General features: G+C 63.1%; 16 protein-coding genes. 9 read left to right on the top strand and 7 right to left on the bottom strand.

Going from position 1 to position 18,028, the window contains the following annotated elements:
* Window positions 1-53 precede the first annotated feature (53 nt).
* Both B0E50_RS00805 and B0E50_RS00800 read left to right on the top strand, forming a co-directional pair.
* Entirely contained in the window at window positions 54-1,280 is a 1,227-nt protein-coding gene (locus B0E50_RS00805; protein WP_254427130.1) for a low temperature requirement protein A, read from the top strand.
* Window positions 1,281-1,312: 32 nt separating this feature from the next.
* Window positions 1,313-2,209, top strand: a complete 897-nt coding sequence (locus B0E50_RS00800; protein WP_254427129.1) for a mechanosensitive ion channel domain-containing protein — start codon at window positions 1,313-1,315, stop codon at window positions 2,207-2,209.
* 7 nt (window positions 2,210-2,216) lie between these two features.
* Here the strand turns inward: B0E50_RS00800 and B0E50_RS00795 are convergent, their stop codons facing one another.
* A complete protein-coding gene (locus B0E50_RS00795; protein ID WP_077439174.1) occupies window positions 2,217-5,798 on the bottom strand; it encodes a M1 family aminopeptidase in 3,582 nt (1,193 codons plus the stop codon).
* A 44-nt stretch (window positions 5,799-5,842) separates the two neighbouring features.
* Window positions 5,843-6,727 carry an ABC transporter ATP-binding protein gene (locus B0E50_RS00790; RefSeq protein ID WP_077439173.1) on the bottom strand — a complete coding sequence of 295 codons (885 nt, stop codon included), beginning with the start codon at window positions 6,725-6,727 and terminating at the stop codon, window positions 5,843-5,845.
* A gap of 227 nt (window positions 6,728-6,954) precedes the next feature.
* Here B0E50_RS00790 and aceF point away from each other — a divergent pair, with 227 nt between their 5' ends.
* From aceF to ggt, 3 genes are read left to right on the top strand one after another with little or no spacing between them, the layout of a single operon-like run.
* Window positions 6,955-8,316 (top strand): dihydrolipoyllysine-residue acetyltransferase, encoded by a 1,362-nt coding sequence (aceF, locus tag B0E50_RS00785; RefSeq protein WP_077439172.1) that lies wholly within the window; start codon window positions 6,955-6,957, stop codon window positions 8,314-8,316.
* A gap of 13 nt (window positions 8,317-8,329) precedes the next feature.
* Window positions 8,330-10,105 carry a dihydrolipoyl dehydrogenase gene (lpdA, locus tag B0E50_RS00780; RefSeq protein ID WP_077439294.1) on the top strand — a complete coding sequence of 592 codons (1,776 nt, stop codon included), beginning with the start codon at window positions 8,330-8,332 and terminating at the stop codon, window positions 10,103-10,105.
* A 51-nt stretch (window positions 10,106-10,156) separates the two neighbouring features.
* Complete coding sequence (gene ggt, locus B0E50_RS00775) at window positions 10,157-11,938, top strand: gamma-glutamyltransferase (protein WP_077439171.1); 1,782 nt, start codon at window positions 10,157-10,159, stop codon at window positions 11,936-11,938.
* 239 nt (window positions 11,939-12,177) lie between these two features.
* On the opposite strand, the gene B0E50_RS00770 is transcribed toward ggt, so the two are convergent.
* Both B0E50_RS00770 and B0E50_RS00765 read right to left on the bottom strand, forming a co-directional pair.
* A complete protein-coding gene (locus B0E50_RS00770; RefSeq protein ID WP_254427128.1) occupies window positions 12,178-12,465 on the bottom strand; it encodes a GIY-YIG nuclease family protein in 288 nt (95 codons plus the stop codon).
* Window positions 12,462-13,055 carry an NADPH-dependent FMN reductase gene (locus tag B0E50_RS00765; protein ID WP_217343171.1) on the bottom strand — a complete coding sequence of 198 codons (594 nt, stop codon included), beginning with the start codon at window positions 13,053-13,055 and terminating at the stop codon, window positions 12,462-12,464. The genes B0E50_RS00770 and B0E50_RS00765 overlap by 4 nt, the downstream gene beginning before the upstream one ends.
* 67 nt (window positions 13,056-13,122) lie before the next feature.
* On the opposite strand from B0E50_RS00765, the gene dapB reads away from it, so the two are divergent.
* Window positions 13,123-13,944 (top strand): 4-hydroxy-tetrahydrodipicolinate reductase, encoded by an 822-nt coding sequence (gene dapB, locus B0E50_RS00760; RefSeq protein WP_254427127.1) that lies wholly within the window; start codon window positions 13,123-13,125, stop codon window positions 13,942-13,944.
* A 33-nt stretch (window positions 13,945-13,977) separates the two neighbouring features.
* On the opposite strand, the gene B0E50_RS00755 is transcribed toward dapB, so the two are convergent.
* Window positions 13,978-14,454: a hypothetical protein gene (locus B0E50_RS00755; protein ID WP_077439170.1), complete on the bottom strand. Its 477-nt coding sequence runs from the start codon at window positions 14,452-14,454 to the stop codon at window positions 13,978-13,980.
* Entirely contained in the window at window positions 14,451-15,032 is a 582-nt protein-coding gene (locus tag B0E50_RS00750; RefSeq protein ID WP_077439169.1) for a sigma-70 family RNA polymerase sigma factor, read from the bottom strand. The genes B0E50_RS00755 and B0E50_RS00750 overlap by 4 nt, the downstream gene beginning before the upstream one ends.
* Window positions 15,033-15,153: 121 nt before the next feature.
* Here B0E50_RS00750 and B0E50_RS00745 point away from each other — a divergent pair, with 121 nt between their 5' ends.
* The 3 genes from B0E50_RS00745 (at window position 15,154) to B0E50_RS00735 (ending at window position 17,305) form a co-directional block, all read left to right on the top strand.
* Window positions 15,154-15,480 (top strand): hypothetical protein, encoded by a 327-nt coding sequence (locus tag B0E50_RS00745; RefSeq protein ID WP_077439290.1) that lies wholly within the window; start codon window positions 15,154-15,156, stop codon window positions 15,478-15,480.
* 85 nt (window positions 15,481-15,565) lie between these two features.
* Window positions 15,566-16,798, top strand: coding sequence for a hypothetical protein (locus B0E50_RS00740; protein WP_077439168.1), 1,233 nt, complete (start codon window positions 15,566-15,568; stop codon window positions 16,796-16,798).
* Window positions 16,799-16,906: 108 nt separating this feature from the next.
* Window positions 16,907-17,305: a DUF3224 domain-containing protein gene (locus tag B0E50_RS00735; RefSeq protein WP_077439167.1), complete on the top strand. Its 399-nt coding sequence runs from the start codon at window positions 16,907-16,909 to the stop codon at window positions 17,303-17,305.
* 37 nt (window positions 17,306-17,342) lie between these two features.
* Here B0E50_RS00735 and B0E50_RS00730 read toward each other — a convergent pair whose 3' ends face one another.
* The gene (locus B0E50_RS00730; RefSeq protein ID WP_077439166.1) at window positions 17,343-18,020 is read right to left on the bottom strand and encodes a hypothetical protein; all 678 of its coding nucleotides are present in this window, start codon (window positions 18,018-18,020) and stop codon (window positions 17,343-17,345) included.
* Window positions 18,021-18,028: the final 8 nt, after the last annotated feature.

Genomic DNA, 18,028 nt, shown 5'->3' with positions numbered 1-18,028 from the left:
CGGCCTGCGGGCCCGTCATGCGATAAATGCGGGGACATGCCGGAGGCCGCATCGTGAGCATTCCCCCATCAGCCAACCAACCTCGCCCGTCAGGGCCAAGCTTGCTGCGCGTGCGCCATGCCGGCGGGCACAGCCAGGTCACCAATGTCGAGTTGTTCTTCGATCTGGTCTTCGTCTATGCGGTGACCCAGTTGTCGCACACCTTGCTGCATGGCCTGAATGCGACGGGTGCGCTGCAGGTGCTGTTGCTGTTCCTTGCCGTGTGGTGGGTCTGGGTGTTCACCAGTTGGGTCACCAACTGGCTGGATCCCGAACGCCCGCTGGTGCGATTGCTGCTTCTGGTGCTGATGCTGGCCGGGCTGCTGCTGTCGATCGCGCTGCCCGAGGCGTTTGGTGCACGCGGCCTGCTGTTTGCCGGTGCCTACGTCTTCATGCAGGTGGGGCGCACGTTGTTCATGCTGTGGGCGCTGGGCGATGCCGCACCGGCGAACAAGCGAAACTTCCAGCGCATCACGGTCTGGCTCGTCCTGTCCGGTGCACTCTGGCTGGCTGGCGGGTGGCAGGATGGCCAGTGGCGCTGGGCGCTGTGGATCGCCGCGCTGCTGCTGGAATACCTCGGGCCGGCGCTGGCGTTCTACGTGCCCGGCATGGGTCGATCAAGCACCAGTGACTGGGACATCGATGGCGGCCACCTGGCCGAACGATGCAGCCAGTTCGTGATCATCGCGCTTGGCGAGTCGGTGCTGGTGACCGGGTCGAGCTTTGCCGACACCTTGTCACAGCCGCAGGCGCTGCTGGCGTTCATCAGTGCCTTCGCCGGCAGTGTCGCGATGTGGTGGATCTATTTCGATCTGGGTGCCGAGCGTGGCAGCCGGGCGATCCGGCAATCGACTGATCCGGGACGCACGGCGCGGGTCGCCTATACCTACCTGCATCTGCTGATCGTCGCCGGCATCATCGTCTGCGCAGTGGCGGACGAATTGACCCTGCACGCTGCCTCGCAGCGCGTCGACACGACCAGCGGCGCCGTGCTGCTGGGTGGTCCGGCGCTGTATCTGTTCGGCAATGCGTGGTTCAAGAAGACGGCGAACAATACCAACCTGCCGCTGTCACATCTGGTCGGGCTCGGCTTGTTGGCCGCACTGGCGTTGACGTTCACGTACTGGTCGATAGCGCGGCTGGGCATGGCGACGACCGCGGTGTTGATGCTGGTGGCGATCTGGGAGGTATGTTCGTTGCGCACAGTACGCCGGATGCTTGGCGGTTCGCCCACGCACTGAGTCATGGAGTTGTCGCCATCGGCGAATTCTTCATGGCAGATTTGCTAGGCTGGCGCGGATTTTTTCGCGAGGCGCCAGCCATGCATGATTTTCTGGAACGCCTGTTCGGGCACGATCTTGCCGAAGCCGTCATCACGAACGGACTGCACCTGCTGGAAGCGTTGCTGATTCTCTTGCTGGGCATCTGGCTGGCCGCACGGCTGGCCAATTTCACACAGCGAGCGCTGCAGCGTGCGCAGGTGGACACCACGCTGAGCGGCTTCCTGCGCAATCTGATCTACGGTGTGCTGGTTGCGGTGCTGATCGTGATGGCGTTGACCCAGGCCGGCATCCCTTCAGCGCCCCTGGTCGCCGCACTGGGCACGGCCGGACTGGCGGTCGGTCTGGCGCTGCAAGGTTCGCTGAGCAACCTGGCCTGGGGTGTGCTGCTCGTCGTGTTCCAGCCATTCCGTGTCGGTGACTACGTGACTGCCGGTGGCATCGAGGGCACGGTGGAAACCATCAACCTGATGCACACACTTCTGATCCTGCCGGACAACCGCGAGGCGATCGTGCCGAACGCGAAAATTGGTGGCGACGCCATTCTCAATTTCAATCGCCGTGGTACGCGACGCTTCGAATTGAAGTTCGGTGTCAGCCATCGCGACGACATCGACAAGGTGATGGGCGCCATCGCGCAGCTGTTCGAAGTCGATGCCCGGATATTGAAAAATCCGTCGCCAGGCGTATCGATCGACAGCCTGGCCGGCGAGAAGGTGAACCTGGTACTGCGTGGCTGGACCCGCGTCGCTGACAACTCCGCGGTCCAGGCCGACCTGCTGTGCGCGATCAAGCAACGGATCGACGCACAGGAGATCGGCATTCCCACCACGCCGCTGGACATCCGCTTGGTCCAGGGCGTGGTCCCGTCCGTCGCGAAACCGGACTGAGCGGCCGCTACTGCAGCGTCACCGGTCGCCGGTTGTCGCTGGAGACGCGGTCGATCAGTTCGTTGTACGGATCGATGCCGGCGTCGAACGGCTTGCTGTCGACGGTCACGGTGATCGTGCTGTCGCCGTTCGCCACCATCTGCTTCTTCAGGTACAGCGGTTTGCCATCCTTGCCGTCGGCTGGGGCAGCGAACACGCCGATATCGATCGGGATGTCCGGCGTGGCATCGGTTTCCTTGCCGGTGCCGTCGACGTAGACCTTGCCGGCGTGCACCTTCATGGTCACTTCGTACTTGCCGTCCGGCAGCTTCTTCGCGGTGGCCTCGGTCATGCGGTTGTCGAACAGGGTGATCTTCCAGAAGAAGTCATCCAGCAGGGGTTGCCACTTCGGGCCGGCGGCCTTGGTCAGGGCGTCCATGAACTCCTGCGAGGTGGTGTAGGGCGGTTGCTGGAAACCCTTGTTGATGAGGAACTGCTTGAGCATCGCGTCAAGCGTGCTTTCGCCGATGTAATCCTGCAGCGCGTAGAACACCAGCGAGCCCTTGCGGTAATGGATGTACTGCTGGTTCTCCACCTTCGCCAGGGGCTCCTCGGCCAGCTTCTCGGTGGCGCGACCTGTCAGGTAATTATCCAGTTCGTATTTCAGGAACTTGTGCATCTGGTCGGCGCCGTACTTCTGCTTCATCACCATCAGCGCGGAGTACTGCGCCAGCGATTCGCTGAGCATGGTCGAGCCCTGCATGTTCGCGCCGATCACCCGGTGCGCCCACCATTGGTGTGCCACTTCGTGGGCAGTGACGTAGTAGACGTAGTCGATCTTCGACGTGTCGCGCAGGTCGGCGATGAAGCCGATCGACTCGGAGAACGGAATCGTGTTGGCAAACGACTGCGCGAAGGCGGCGTAGTTCGGGAATTCCAGGATGCGCAGCTGGCGGAACTGGTATGGCGTGTAGTTCGCGTCGTAGTAGTCCAGTGCATCCTTTGCGCCCTGGATCATCCGGTCCACGTTCCATGCGTGTGCCGGGTTGTAGTACACCGAAATATCCACGCCCTTCCACGGCACCTGCTTCACGGCGTAGCGTGCCGACAGGTACGAGAAGAACGGCAGCATGGGTTTGTCCATGGTGTAGTGGAAATAGTGCCGACCATTGGCCGTCCATTCCTTCTGCAGGTAACCGGGCGCTACCGCAATCTGGTCGGCCGCAGTGGAGACGGTGGTGTCGAAGCTGATCCAGTCCGCGTCGTTGCTGATGTAGGTATCCGCACGCGCCTTCTCGTCGCCGAGCTTCGGCATCCTCGGCACCTCGCCTTTCAGGCCGTACTTGCGACGGTCGTTGCGATCGGTGATCTGCGCTTCGGTCTGGTAGCCGAACTGCGGCATCACGCTGTTGTTGAAGAAGGTGCCGTTGTAGGCGAGAAAGGTTCCTTCCGGACTGTTGGTGAAACCCTGCGGGGCGTATTCCAGATCGAAGTCGAAGTTCATCGACGCCCCCGGTGCCAGCGGCGTCTTCAACTTGTAGATGGTGTAACCGAGGTCCTTGTCCTCGCTCAGCGTGTCATGCGGTGCGAAATCCAGCGACTTCAGCGTGAAGCCGTCGGTGTAGTTCACATGCAGTTCGCTGATGGGCGTGTCGTGCTTGTTGACCAGCGTGTAATGCCCGCGAATCTCCAGCTTGCGCTGGTATGGATAGATGTCCACATCCGCCTTCACTGCGGTGATGCGCGGTTGCGGAAGATCCTTGTACTTGGCGTATTTCTTCTCGTAGTCGGCGCGCTGCTGCAGCTTGTCGCTGCTGCTCTGGTAATGGTTGAGCACGTTGGTGTTGTAGTAGATCCACGCGCCGCTGCCGACGAAGGCAAGCAGGCCGAGTGCCATGGCGATCCTGGTCGGCGCATGCAGCCGCGTCCGCGCTTCGCGGATCCGCTCGCGCCATGTCTGGCCGGTGCCGCGCACCCAGAACAGCGCGGCCAGCACCAGCAGCACCACCGCGCAACTGGCCCAGTAGAAGTCGAACCACAACGCGGCCTTGAGGAAATGCCCGAAGCCGTTCATGTCCGAATACGGCGTGGAAGGCACATTGCCGTAGTTGTACAGATTCTGCTCCCAGTGCAGCAGGCCGAAGCCGATCTGGCAGACGAACCAGACGATGGTCAGCAGATAGCCGAGGAACTTGTTGTTCGACAGTACCTGCAGGAACAGCGCCAGCGCCGCCAGCAACGCGAACTGGACCGTATCCAGCGCCAGCGTTTCCAGGTACAGGCCAAGCTCCAGATGGGTATAGCCGTGCGCCAGCTGCCAGCCGATGCCGACCAACGAGCCGATCAACTCGAACACCACGATCACTGCCAGCAGGGCACCGAGCTTGGCGATCAGGGGGATCCAGTCCGGCAACGGAAATGCATCGGTGACTTCGGCCGAGCGCTGGCTGCGCTCGCGCCATACCAGTTCGCCGGCGTAGAAGGTGATGATGATGAACAGCAGCCACTGGAAGCTGCCATGCACGCCTTCCAGCACCTGGTGAGTGACCGGCCACGTGGCGGTGCCATAGATCTGCCCGGACAGCATCAGCACGCCGAACAGGTTGGCCAGACCCAGCACCAGCATGATCAGGAACGGTACGCCGCGCAGTACGCCGAGCGTGTCGAACCCGAATTGCGTGCGCAGCTGGAACAGGTGTGCGCGCAGATCGTCGGCGAGGTGCACCTTGGGCAGCGTCAACGCGGCATGGCTGGCCTGAGGACGCAGCATCGGCGGTTCCGCGCGCTTCTTGCGTCGTGGCAGTTGCAGACCCTCGCGGTTCGGCCGGAACAGGGCGAACGTGGCGCCGAACATGGCCAGGCTGACGCCGATCCACAGCAATCGATTGAACAACAGCACGCCAGTCAGTGCGGGCAGTTCATGATTGGACTGGTAAGCCGACCAGTAGCGGGTGACCAGTCCCACCGTGCGGCCACCGAACGGATCGAGCATGGCGGCAACGAAGAGGTTGTTGACGTCCTTGGTCAGCTGGCCAACGATGCTTTGCAGCACGAAGTAGACGATCACCCCGATATAGGTCGCCAGCAGCGAGCGCGTGGTGCTGGCCAGCAGGAACAGCAGCGCGGCGATGAACAGCATGTCCGGCACCACCATCACGCCGAATGCCCACGCGTAGCCATGCCAGCTGGCGGGGCCCAGTCGTGCGGCGTCGATCCACGGCATCATGCCGCCGAGGGCAATGCCCAGCACGCAGGCCAGCATGATCGCCAGCGAAGCGAGATAGCCGGCGGCGAAGCGTCCACCGAGATAGGCGCGGCGACTCATCGGCGTGGTGAAGAACAGCTCGGCGGTACGCTGGTCGAAATCACGCAGCGCGGCGCCGGCGACGAACACCGTGACCAGGAACATGCTGAGTACGGTGAGTGCGCTGAGCAGCCTCACGATCACCAGTGGCGCATTGCGCAGCACATTGCCGCTGGCGCCACCGAGGGTCACCGCGTCGGTAGTCACCAGGGTGAAGGCAAGCGTGCCGAACACCGCCGCGATGATCCAGAACAGCGGCGCCTTCAGCTGCTGGCGCAATTCAAATCGGAGTATCTCGAAGAACATATTCCCGTCCCTGTAGTGGAAGACTGCCGAAACAGCGGCTGGCGTCAGGCGGCCTTGGCGGTGGCCTGCACACGCAGGCGGCCGAAGTAGACGTCTTCCAGATCGGGCGCGACGGCCTCGAAACCTTCCTCGGGCCGGGCATCAGCCAGCACATGCAGCTGAGTTCGACCGCCGGTAAGGCGGGTGGACAGGATGTTCATGCGGGCGCGGTAGCCGTCCAGCTCCGCCTTGTCGATCGTGCGTCGCCACACGCGGCCATCGAGCGAGCGGATCGCCTCGACCGGTTCGCCGCTCAGCAGCACCTGGCCCTGGCCGATGATCGCCATGCGCGAGCACAGGTCGGTGACGTCTTCCACGATATGCGTGGACAGGATCACCACCACCCGCTCGCCGATCTCGGCCAGCAGGTTGAGGAAGCGGTTGCGTTCCTCCGGGTCGAGGCCGGCAGTGGGTTCGTCGACGATCACCAAGCGCGGGTCACCGATCAGCGCCTGGGCGATGCCGAAGCGCTGGCGCATGCCGCCGGAATAGGTGCCGAGCTTGCGCTTGCGCACGTCCCACAGGTTGACCTGGCGCAGCAGCGATTCGACCAGCTCGCGCCGCTCGCTCTTCACGGTGACGCCCTTGAGCACGGCGAAGTGTTCCAGCATCGCCTCGGCCGAGACCTTCGGATACACGCCAAATTCCTGCGGCAGATAGCCGAGCAGGCGGCGGGTGGCCTGCTTGTCGGCCATCAGATTCATCTCGTCGAGCTTGATCGTGCCTTCGTCCGGATCCTGCAAGGTGGCGATCGTGCGCATCAGTGACGATTTGCCTGCACCGTTGGGGCCGAGTAGCCCGAACATGCCGTTGGGGATATCCAGCGACACGCCGCGCAGTGCCCGAACTCCGTTGGCGTAGGTTTTCGACAGGTCGCGAATCGTCAGCATGGTTTGCTTCCTTGTACCGCCCGGCGCGGTGTTGGCTGAGCTCCAGATTAGGGCATGGATGGCGTGGCTGCGTGCGCTCAAGGTCATGCATACGCATGCGCATGGTTGGCGCCGGCACGGGCTTGCCATGCTTTCGTGCAATACGAATCGGGCACAGCTTCGCTATGATTGAGGTCTCTATGCGTCCGCCATCCCCGAGCGGCACGCCTTCCATCGCAGGAGTCCCCATGGCCGATCTCAAAGAAGCCCTTGTTCCCGATATCGGCCATGCCGACGTGCCCGTCATCGAAGTACTGGTGAAAGTCGGTGACCGCGTGGAGAAGGAACAGAGCTTGATCACGCTGGAGTCGGACAAGGCCACGATGGAAGTGCCCGCACCGTTCGCAGGCACGATCAAGGAGTTGAAACTGAAGGTGGGCGACGAGGTGTCCGAGGGCGCGCTCATTGCGATCATCGAGGTGGACGGCGCGGTCGCCTCACCTGCCGCCGAGGCGCCGAAAGCCGCTGCTCCGGTGCCAGCGCCTGCACCTGCGCCAGCCAAGGTGGCAGCGCCGCAGGTCGAAGAAAAGCCCGCGCCGATCGGTGGTCGCAGCGTGTTGCCCGGTAACGTGCCGGAGGGTGACGTGTCGCCTGCGGCGCGACCGCCGCTGGATGCACGCCTGGTGATGCCGGGCGATGCGCCGTACGCCAGCCCGGCGATCCGTGCCTTCGCGCGTGAGTTGGGCGTCGACATCGCCCAGGTGAAGGGTTCCGGTCGCGGCGGCCGCATCCAGCGCGAGGACGTCAGCGCCTATGTGAAGCACGCGCTTGCTTCCGGCGCACGCCCCACCGGTGGCGCCGCGGCATCGCTCGGCGGCCTCAGCCTGCTGCCGTGGCCGAAGATCGATTTCGCCAAGTTCGGCGAGATCGAGGAGAAGCCGCTCTCGCGCATCCAGAAGATTTCCGGCGCCAACCTCGCGCGCAACTGGGCGATGATCCCGCACGTCACCCAGCACGATGACGCCGATATCACCGAGCTGGAAGCGTTCCGCAAGAAGCTGGGCGAAGAGAACAAGGACCTGAAGGTCACCCCGCTGGTGTTCCAGATCAAGGCGGTGGTGGCGGCTCTGAAGCAGTTCCCGCAGTTCAACGCCTCGCTCGACGAGAGCGGCGAGAAGCTGATCCTGAAGAAGTACTTCCACATCGGCATCGCGGTGGATACGCCTGACGGCCTGGTGGTGCCGGTGATTCGCGATTGCGACAAGAAGGGCCTGCTCGACCTGGCCCGCGAGCTGGGCGAGATCTCGAAGAAGGCGCGCGACAAGAAGCTCGGGCCGGCCGAGATGTCCGGCGGCTGCTTCTCGATCAGCTCGCTCGGCGGCATCGGCGGCACCGGCTTCACGCCGATCGTCAACGCGCCGGAGGTGGCGATCCTCGGCGTCTCCAAGGCTGCGACCAAGCCGGTGTGGAACGGCAAGGAGTTCGCGCCGCGGTTGATCCTGCCGCTATCGCTGTCCTACGACCATCGCGTGATCGACGGCGCGCTCGCCGCGCGCTTCGCGTCCTTCCTGGCCACCCAGCTCGGCGACATCCGTCGCCTGCTGCTCTGACAGGAGACGGATGATGGCGAACACGATTGAAGTGAAGGTTCCCGACATCGGCGGCAATCACGATGTGCCGGTGATCGAAGTGCTGGTGAAGGCCGGCGACAGTGTGACCAAGGATCAGAGCCTGATCACGCTGGAGTCGGACAAGGCCACGATGGAGATTCCTTCCAGCGCCGCCGGCGTGATCAAGGAACTGAAAGTGAAGGTGGGCGACGAGCTGTCTGAAGGCGCGGTGATTGCTGTACTCGAGGTTGCCGGCGATGTCGCTGCGCCCAAGGCTGAGGCCGCGCCGACCGAAGCCCTCAAGGCGGCTGCACCTGCCCCCGCTCCGGCCAAGGCTGCGCCGGCGCCATCGGCGGCGAGCGCCTCCGGCCGCAAGGCCGACATCGAATGCAAGCTGGTCGTACTCGGCTCCGGTCCCGGTGGCTATACCGCCGCATTCCGCGCCGCGGATCTCGACGTCGACACCGTGCTGGTGGAGCGTTATGCCACGCTTGGCGGCGTCTGCCTCAACGTGGGCTGCATTCCGTCCAAGGCGCTGCTGCACGCGGCCGCGGTGATTGATGAGGCCGCGGCGATGGCCTCGCACGGCGTCAGCTTTGGTACGCCGAAGATCGACATCGATAAGCTGCGTGGCTTCAAGAGCAAGGTGGTCGGTCAGCTCACCGGCGGCCTGACTTCGATGGCGAAGCAGCGCAAGGTGCGTACGCTCGAAGGCAACGGCAGCTTCGTCTCGCCGAACGAAATGGAAGTCCAGACCAAGGACGGCGTGAAGCTGGTCCGCTTCGAGAACGCAATCATCGCCGCCGGTTCGCAGTCGGTGAAGCTGCCCTCGTTCCCGTGGGACGACGATCGCATCGTCGACTCCACCGGCGCGCTGGAGCTGAAGGACGTACCGAACAAGCTACTCGTTGTCGGCGGCGGCATCATCGGCCTGGAAATGGCGACGGTGTATTCCGCGCTCGGCAGCGAAGTGACCGTGGTCGAGTTCATGGATCAGCTCATCCCAGGTGCCGATGCCGACCTGATCAAGCCGCTGGCCAAGCGCATCGGCGGCAAGCTCAAGGGCGTGCATCTGAAGACCAAGGTGGTCGAGGCGAAGGCGACCAAGAAGGGCATCGAAGTCAGCTACGAAGGCGATAGCATCCCCGAAACCACCTTGTTCGATCGCGTGCTGGTGTCGGTGGGCCGCTCGCCGAACGGTGGCAAGATCGGCGCCGACAAGGCCGGTGTTGCGGTGACCGATCGCGGTTTCATCAACGTCGATAGCCAGATGCGCACCAATGTGCCGCACATCTTCGCGATCGGCGACTTGGTCGGCCAGCCGATGCTGGCGCACAAGGCCACGCACGAGGCGAAGGTCGCCGCGGAGGTCGTCGCCGGGCAGAAGAGCTACTTCGATGCACGGGTGATTCCGTCGGTGGCCTATACCGATCCGGAAATCGCCTGGGTCGGCCTGACCGAACGCGAGGCGAAGGAAAAGGGCCTGAAGATCGGCGTGGGCAAGTTCCCGTGGGCGGCCAGCGGCCGCGCGATCGGCATCGACCGCACCGAGGGCTTCACCAAGCTGATCTTCGACGAAGCGACCCATCGCATCGTCGGCGGCGGCATCGTCGGCGTGCATGCCGGCGAGCTGATCTCCGAAGTCGCGTTGGCGATCGAGATGGGCAGCGAGGCCGCTGATATCGGCCTGACCATCCACCCGCATCCCACGCTGAGCGAGTCGATCGGCATGGCGGCCGAGGTGTACGAAGGCACGATCACCGACCTGTACCTGCCGAAGAAGAAGTAAGTCGCGCCGCCGCGATAAAACAAAAACTCGGGTCGCCCCGAAGGAGTCGTGATGAGTCACTCGCAGATCCGGATCGGCGCTGCCGTCGCCTTGTTGGTGGGGCTGACGGCCGCGACGAATGTCAGTGCCGATGTCGGCCGGGGTGATCGCTACTCCGGCCATCCCTGGGCCTCCCGTTCGCCGGTGCTGGCCCAGCATGGCATGGCAGCGACCGAGCAGCCGCTGGCCTCGCAGATCGCGATCGACATCCTCAAGAAGGGCGGCAGTGCGGTGGATGCCGCGATCGCGGCGAACGCGGCGCTCGGCCTGATGGAGCCGGTGTTGAACGGCATTGGCGGCGACTGCTTCGTGATCGTGTGGGATCCGAAGACGCACAAACTCTACGGCTACAACGGCTCCGGCCCGTCGGCAAAGGGCCGCGATCTGGCGAAGATGCAGGCCGAGGTCAAGGCCGCGTATCTCAAGGCCGGCCTGCCGGTGAAGGATCACATTCCCGCCGTCGGCTCGCTGCCGATCACCGTGCCTGGCACGGTCGATACCTGGGGCGCGCTGCACGACAAGTTCGGCAAGCTCTCATTGGCCGACGATCTGGCGCCGGCGATCGGCTATGCCCAGAACGGTTTCCCGGTCACCCAGCTGGTTGCCCAGTACTGGAAGGGCAACATGGCCGCGTTCGAGCGGATGCACGGGCTGATCGAGGAAAGTGCCAATGCGCGCCACACCTATTTGATCGACGGTCACGCGCCGGCCGAAGGCGAGGTGTTCCGCAATCCCGATCTGGCCCGCACGCTGACGCTGATCGCGCAGGGCGGCCGCGATGCGTTCTACAAGGGCGCGATCGCGCACACCATGGATGCCTACTTCAAGCGCATCGGCGGCGACCTGCGCTACGAGGACTTTGCCGGTTATCACGGCGAGTGGGTGACGCCGCAGTCGGTGAACTACCACGGTTACGACGTCTACGAACTGCCGCCGAACGGACAGGGCTTCGCCGCGCTGGAAATGCTGCAGCTGCTCAAGGGCTTCGACCTGAAGAAAATGGGCGTGGGCAGCGCCGACGCGCTGACCGCGATGCTGGAAGCCAAGCGCCTCGCCTATGAGGATCTGGCCAAGTACTACGCCGATCCGCGTTTCGTCGATGTGCCGATGAAGGGCCTGCTGTCCGAGGGCTACGCCGACCAGCGGCGGAAGCTGATTCATCTCGACCACGCCAACGCGGACATCGGTCCCGGCGATCCGAAGCTGTTCAACGGCGATACCACGTACTTCACCACCGCCGACAAGGACGGCATGATGGTCTCGATCATCCAGTCCAACTACCGCGGCATGGGTTCGGGCCTGGTCGCCGACGGGCTCGGCTTCATGTTCCAGGATCGCGGCGAGCTGTATTCGCTCAAGCCTGGCGCGGCGAATGTCTACGCTGCCGGCAAGCGGCCGTTCCACACCATTATCCCGGGCTTCGTGATGAAGGATGGCGCGCCGTACATGTCGTTCGGCCTGATGGGCGGCGACATGCAGCCGCAGGGTCACATCCAAGTGCTGACCAACATGATCGATTACGGCATGAACGTGCAGGACGCCGGCGATGCCGCGCGTTGGCGCCACTACGGCAACGCCGAACCCACCGGCGAAGCCTCGCAGGGCATCGGCACGGTGGAGATGGAGTCGGGCTTCGACCCTGGGGTGAAGGCCGAACTGGTCAAGCGAGGCTACAAGGTCGTGCCGGGTACCGGCAATTTCGGCGGCTACGAGGCGATCATGTTCGACGCCAAGCAGCACGTGTACTGGGGCGCCACCGAGATGCGCAAGGATGGCGAAGTGATCGGGTATTGAGGTGACGGGTGCAAAGTGCTCGCTCGGTGTGGCCTGAACAATTCGTCATTCCAGCGAGGAGCTTTTCAACAGCGAACTGGTCAAGCTGGAATCCAGTGCCTGCAGCACCTTGCAACGACAGTGGATGATCGGTATTCACCGTTGAAAAGCACCTCCAGCTTTTGCTGGGATGACGCAAAGACTTATTCGGACCATACATGGCTACGTTTTGATCAAACGCTCAATGCTGGTATCGACAACTATTCCGACGAATCGACAAATAGAAACGCCAGCTTCCGCTCCCGCGGCAGCTGCTTGATCTGCCATTCCGCACGCGAAGCGCTGGCGCGATCCGGATAGCTGCGAAATCCCAGCAACCGCAGCGGCGGGTTGGCGCGGGTATAGCGCGCGCCGCGGCCGGCCACATGGGCGGCATAGCGTGCATCGAGGCGGTTGCTGATGCCGGCGTAGTAGCTGCCGTTGCGGCATTCGATCAGGTACAGACACCAGCTGCCGTTCGCTTCCAGGGGTTGTGTCTGAGCGTTCAATACGGCGTACCGTCCAGCCGCTCGCGTTTCAAGGCGCGGGCATACCAGAGGAATTCGTCGAGGAAGCGATCGAGCGTGTGCGTGACATGTTCGTTCTGTGCATGGCCTTCTTCGTCGAGCGATGAAGCGATGCGCGGAATCGTGCACTCGCTGGGGACGCTCGGCATGCCCAGTTCGGCCAGCGTGGCACGCAAGGCGACGGCCGCGCGCACGCCACCGAACTGGCCGGCGGAATAGCAGACGATGCCGGACGGTCGCCAGAAATACTCTTCGAGGAAATGATCGAGCAGGTTTTTCATCGCTGGCGGGATGCCGTGGTTGTATTCGCCGCTGACGATCAGGAAACCGTCGACGCGGCGATACAGCATGGCCAGGTTCTCCAGCATTTCGGGCGCCGTACCCGGTGCATATTCCTTGTACATGCGGTCGAGCAGCGGCAGCTGCACTTCCATCGGATCGACCAGGACAGCCTCATGGCCGCGTGCCGCTAGCGCCTGCATGACCAGTTTCGCGGCGCGTATGCCCATTCGTGCATGACGTACCGAGCCGAGCAGGACCGCAATCGACATGGGCTGGTTCTTGACGGTCATGCTCGATCCGCTGGTTTGTCCGGCAGGACAATTCTTCGCCGCCAGATTACTCTGCCGTGATAACGCCATGAAGAACCAAGAGGTCACCATGTCATTGAAAGTATGTATTGCCGGCGCCACTGGATGGGCCGGTTCCGAACTGACGCGCGGCATCGCCGCCGCCGAGGATCTCGTACTGGTCGCCGCGGTGGCGCGCAAGCACGCTGGGCAGAAACTCGGCGAGGTGCTGGGTGAGCCGCGACTGGCGGCGCCGATCTTTGCCAGCGCCGCCGAAGCGCTGGCGCAGCCCTGCGATGTCTTCGTCGAATACACCAAGCCCGACAACGCGAAGGCGAACATCCTTGCCGCACTGGAACACGGCGTGCATGTGGTGGTCGGCACGTCGGGGCTCACCGACGAGGATTACGCGCAGATCGATGCGCTGGCGCGCGAGCGCCAGCGTGGCGTGCTGGCCTGCGGCAACTTTGCGCTCACTGCAGTGCTGCTGATCAAGTTTGCCGAGATGGCGGCGAAGCTGATTCCGCAATGGGAGATCATCGACTATGCCTCAGCCGGCAAGCCGGATGCGCCCAGCGGCACCGTGCGTGAGCTGGCCGGACGGTTGGGCAAGGTGCGGCAGCCGACACTGGAGGTGCCGCTGGAACAGACCATTGGCATGCGCGAAACACGCGGCGGCACGCTGGCCGGTAGCCAGGTGCATGCGCTGCGCCTGCCGGGTTTCGTGATCGGGGTCGAGACGATCTTCGGCATGCCGGATCAGACATTGAGCCTGCGCCACAACGCCGGCAGCAGTGCGAAGCCTTACGTCGGTGGCGCGTTGCTGGCGATCCGCAAGGTATCCGGTCTCATCGGCCTGCATCGTGGACTGGATGCGGTGCTGGATATTTGATCGGCAGTGATCGGCCGGTGCATATCTCCGGTGTCAGTCGCGCCCATGCCTGTGCTGCTGCCACGAGCCCAGCAGCCATGACATGCCGATGCAGCCGGCGAAGGCCAGCAGCCATCGGATGGCCGATGGATCGGGCGCGGGTAGTGTCGCGCTGATCGAGGGCAACCACGCGCTACCGTAGATCACCGTCGCCCAGCAGCCGGCGAGCGCGAAGACGATGACGAGGGAGATCGTCAGGGCAAGTTCGAAGCGGGTGCCGGATGTCGGTTTGGCCGTCATGCCTGCACCGGCCAAGCTGGCCACGTGCCGGGCGAAATCGGGCGGCAAGGACTCCTGCGGCGGTTGCCGCAATGCGCGTGCCAGCATCCGGTAGCGCAAGGCCTTGGCATCATCGCCTGCGGGGTCGAGGTGCAGACGCTCGCGCCGCATGGCGCGTTCCTGTGACAGCCATTCGCGTTCGTGGGCTGGGTCGTCGAAGGACGGGATGGTGTCGTCGATGTCGTGGTTCATGCTGCAACTCCGGTCCGGGCTTCGAGTTCGCCGCGCAGGCGCAGTCGTGACCGGAACAAGTGGCTCTTGATGGTGCCGCTGGCCAGCCCGGTGATCCGGGCAATTTCGGGTATCGTGATTTCTTCAAGGTAATACAGGGTCAGCACGGTCCGCTGCAAGGGCGGTAGCGCCTCGATGGCGGCATGCAGGTGCTGCGTCGTTTCCGCGTCGGCACAGGCGGCTTCGAGGTCGAAGCCGTCGCCGATGTTTTCCACCAGCGCATGGTCGTCGCCGTCACCGGTGTTTTCCAGCAGCGGGATGCGCTTGTGCTGCAGGTGGCGCAGCGCGATCGTGTATGCCACGCGCCCGATCCACGATTTCAGCGCGCTCTCGTAGCGATACTGGTGCAGGCACTGGTGCACGCGCAGAAAGGTGTCCTGGCACAGCTCCCGTGCGTCCTCGGGGTGGCGCACCATGCGATGGATGATGTGCCAGCACAGGCCCTGATACTCGCGGACCAGGCGCTCGAACGCGCCCGGCCGGTTGGCCAGCACGGCGTCGACCAGTTCGCGGTCCGGGCTGCTGCGGATGTCTTCCATGCCGCAAGGGATACGCGCATTGCCACAATGGTTGCAAGCGGATGGCTGCAACCGTCGCGAGGGTGGCCGTATCTATGCTCCCGACAGCCAGTCATTCAGCCATCAACCCAAGGAGAACCCCATGAATTTCGGCGACTTCATCCCGATCAGCCTGTTCATCTGCATTGCCTACTCGATCAAGGTCTGCGTCGACGCCATGGTGCGCCGGCACATGGTCAACGCCGGCGGTTCCGAGGAACTGGTCAATTCGATCCTGCGCGACGAGGCACTGCGTCGGCGCAACTCCTCGCTGCGCTGGGGCATCGTGCTGGTGTCGGTCGCGGTCGGCTTCGGTCTGATCCAGTGGTTCAACTGGCAGGAAGTCACTCCCGGCCTGGTCGCCGTGCTGGCCGGTGCCACCGGCCTGGGCAACCTGGCATTCTTCGCGATCTCGCGTCGGCTCAGCTGAGTTGCGTCCGACGTGCCGATGCACGGCGCGTCGGACTCGCCATCCTCGGCAGAAATCCCCTGCGCTTCGCCGGAAGGAAAGTTGCGTGCATTCCAGAATCCTGGTCGCCTTGCTTGCGTTATTCGCATGCTTCAGTTCCACGTCCGCGGTGGCCCAGACGTCTTCATTCCGGTTCCTGGAAAAGCCGGGACCGTATCCGGTGGGGCTGAAGGTGGTGAATCAGTACGATCACTCCCGAAGCTTCCCTTCGACACCCAAGAGCCCTGGAAAGCCATCGATCAGGGATGGCGCCCGTCCGCTGCAAACCCTGATCTGGTATCCGGCGCTGAAAAGCCAAGCCAAACCCATGACTGTTGGGGATTATGTCCGGCTGGCCGACACCGAGATCCAGTTCAACGCTCCAGCTGAAAAAGACAACCGGTGGCGTTCATTGTTGAAGACATCCTTCGCTATCCAACTGTTGGCGGTACGGGAAGCGAAAGCATCAGAAGGTCATTATCCGGTTCTGATTTATGCACCCAGCGATTCTTCTGTCTCCTGGGAGAACGCCGATCTGTGCGAGTACTTGGCCAGTCACGGTTACGTCGTTCTTGCGAGTCCGTCGATGGGCGTGTCGACGCGTGACATGACGGACGACCTTGACGGGATCAATGCGCAGGCTGGCGACATCTCTTTCCTCATTGCGTTTGCCAGAACGCTTGCCGATGCGGATTCGACCAGGGTCGCCGTGGTGAGCTGGAGCTGGGGAGGCATATCGAGCCTGTTTGCCGCGGCACGGGACTCCCGCATCCGCGCCTTGGCAGAGATGGACGGCAGCATGCGTTATTTCCCGGGGCTCGTGAAGAAAGCCGGTGATGTTCATCCAGAGCGAATGGACATTCCGCTTGTTTTCTTCACGTCGGAATATCCGAATTTTCTTGAAGATTTCGAGAAATATTATGACGGCCCTCCAGCGGACAGGGTGGGGCCAAACGTTCTGAACGCCTGGATGCACGGCGATCTCTTCACCATCAACATGGTGGGCATGGCGCACGGGGAATTCAGCTCCATGTTTCGACGCAGGAAGAGTGCGCAGCGCTTTGCCGAAGATCAGGTGGCCGACTACGGACAGGATGATGCCAACACGAGTTACGCCTGGGTCGCGCGCTATACCATGAATTTCCTCGACGCTTACTTGAAACACGATGCTGCTGCGGCTGCCTTCCTCAAAAGAACCCCGGCCGATAACGGTGTCCCAAGGCACTTCCTGGCGGCAAGTTTTCGCGCTGCCATGAGCAGCAAGTCTCCGTCCGGTACCAGCACAGTGTCAGGCCCATGAGGAGTGCGTCTGGAAGGCCTTCCAGACAGGGATATAGTGTACTTTCGATGACCGGTTGAGCCTGTCGGAGCCGCCCGGTCGCCTCGCACACCACGGGAAGTTGCCATCATGCTTGCCAGCGGCACGTTCGAAGTGAAGATGATCCCGCAGCCGGCCGAAGAGAGTGTCGGCGATGCCAGCATCGGTCGGATGGCGCTGGACAAGCAGTATCATGGCGACCTCGCGGCGACCGGCAAGGGCCAGATGCTGGCCACTCGCACCGCGGTCGACGGTTCAGCCGGCTATGTCGCGCTGGAGCGGGTCAGCGGTACGCTGCATGGGCGCAGCGGCGCGTTCGCACTGCAGCACAGCGGCACAATGACGCGCGGTACGCCGCAGTTGGTCATCACGGTGGTGCCCGATTCCGGCAGCGATGAGCTGCAGGGGCTGGCCGGCACACTGGCGATCACGATCACCGGTGGCCAGCATTTCTACGATTTCGAGTACACGCTGCCCGCCACGGACTGAGCGAACATGGGCGTCGGCCCAGCACGGCACGGTTCGGTTACTGGCCCGCTGCCGTTTCGTCCGGCACGGCATCGACGAGATGTTTCTCCAGTTCCTGCAGGTTGTTCTTCAGGCTCGCGTTGGTCGTCTTCATCTGCTGCAGTGTGTAGAGAAACGCCTGGGGATCCACGTCGTGGTCCAGGTCGAGGTCGGTCTTGAAATTGATCACCTTGGGCATGTCCAGCATCAGCATGCTGTCGTGCTGCACCCAGTCGTTCAATTCACGCTGGGCTGCGTAGGCGGCGGAATACTTCTTCAGGCTGGCCGATTCGATCCAGCTTACCGACTGATTCGCCACGGCCACATCCCAGGCTGACGAAGGCAGGCTTGGCCAATTCAGATTGAGCAGGAAGCCCGCTTTTTGTGCACGGATGTGCTGGTTGATCGTGGCTGCCGGCAGGCCGCTTTTCAGGTCGGCGATGACCATCGCGTCGAGCTTCCCGACAGCCTGCAGGGTCGCGTCGTTCCGTCGCAGCGAATCGCGTGTCTCGGCGAGATTGTGGCGCAGCTCGGCCGTCATCTGCAGGCTTGCCGCCTCCGCTGCATGCGTGTGGTGTGCATGTTCGATCCATGCCTCCAGCCCGAGTGCGGTGAGGATGCTGAGCACGATCATCAGGTAATGCTTGATGAAGTCCTTCAGCGAGTGGATGCGGACTCTGGGCAGTTCGAAATGCATGTCACTGT

The organism is Rhodanobacter sp. C01, from assembly GCF_002001045.1.
Lineage (GTDB): Bacteria > Pseudomonadota > Gammaproteobacteria > Xanthomonadales > Rhodanobacteraceae > Rhodanobacter.
The sequence above is the reverse complement of the archived record's forward strand: the minus strand, read 5'-3'. Positions and strand labels throughout refer to the sequence as shown.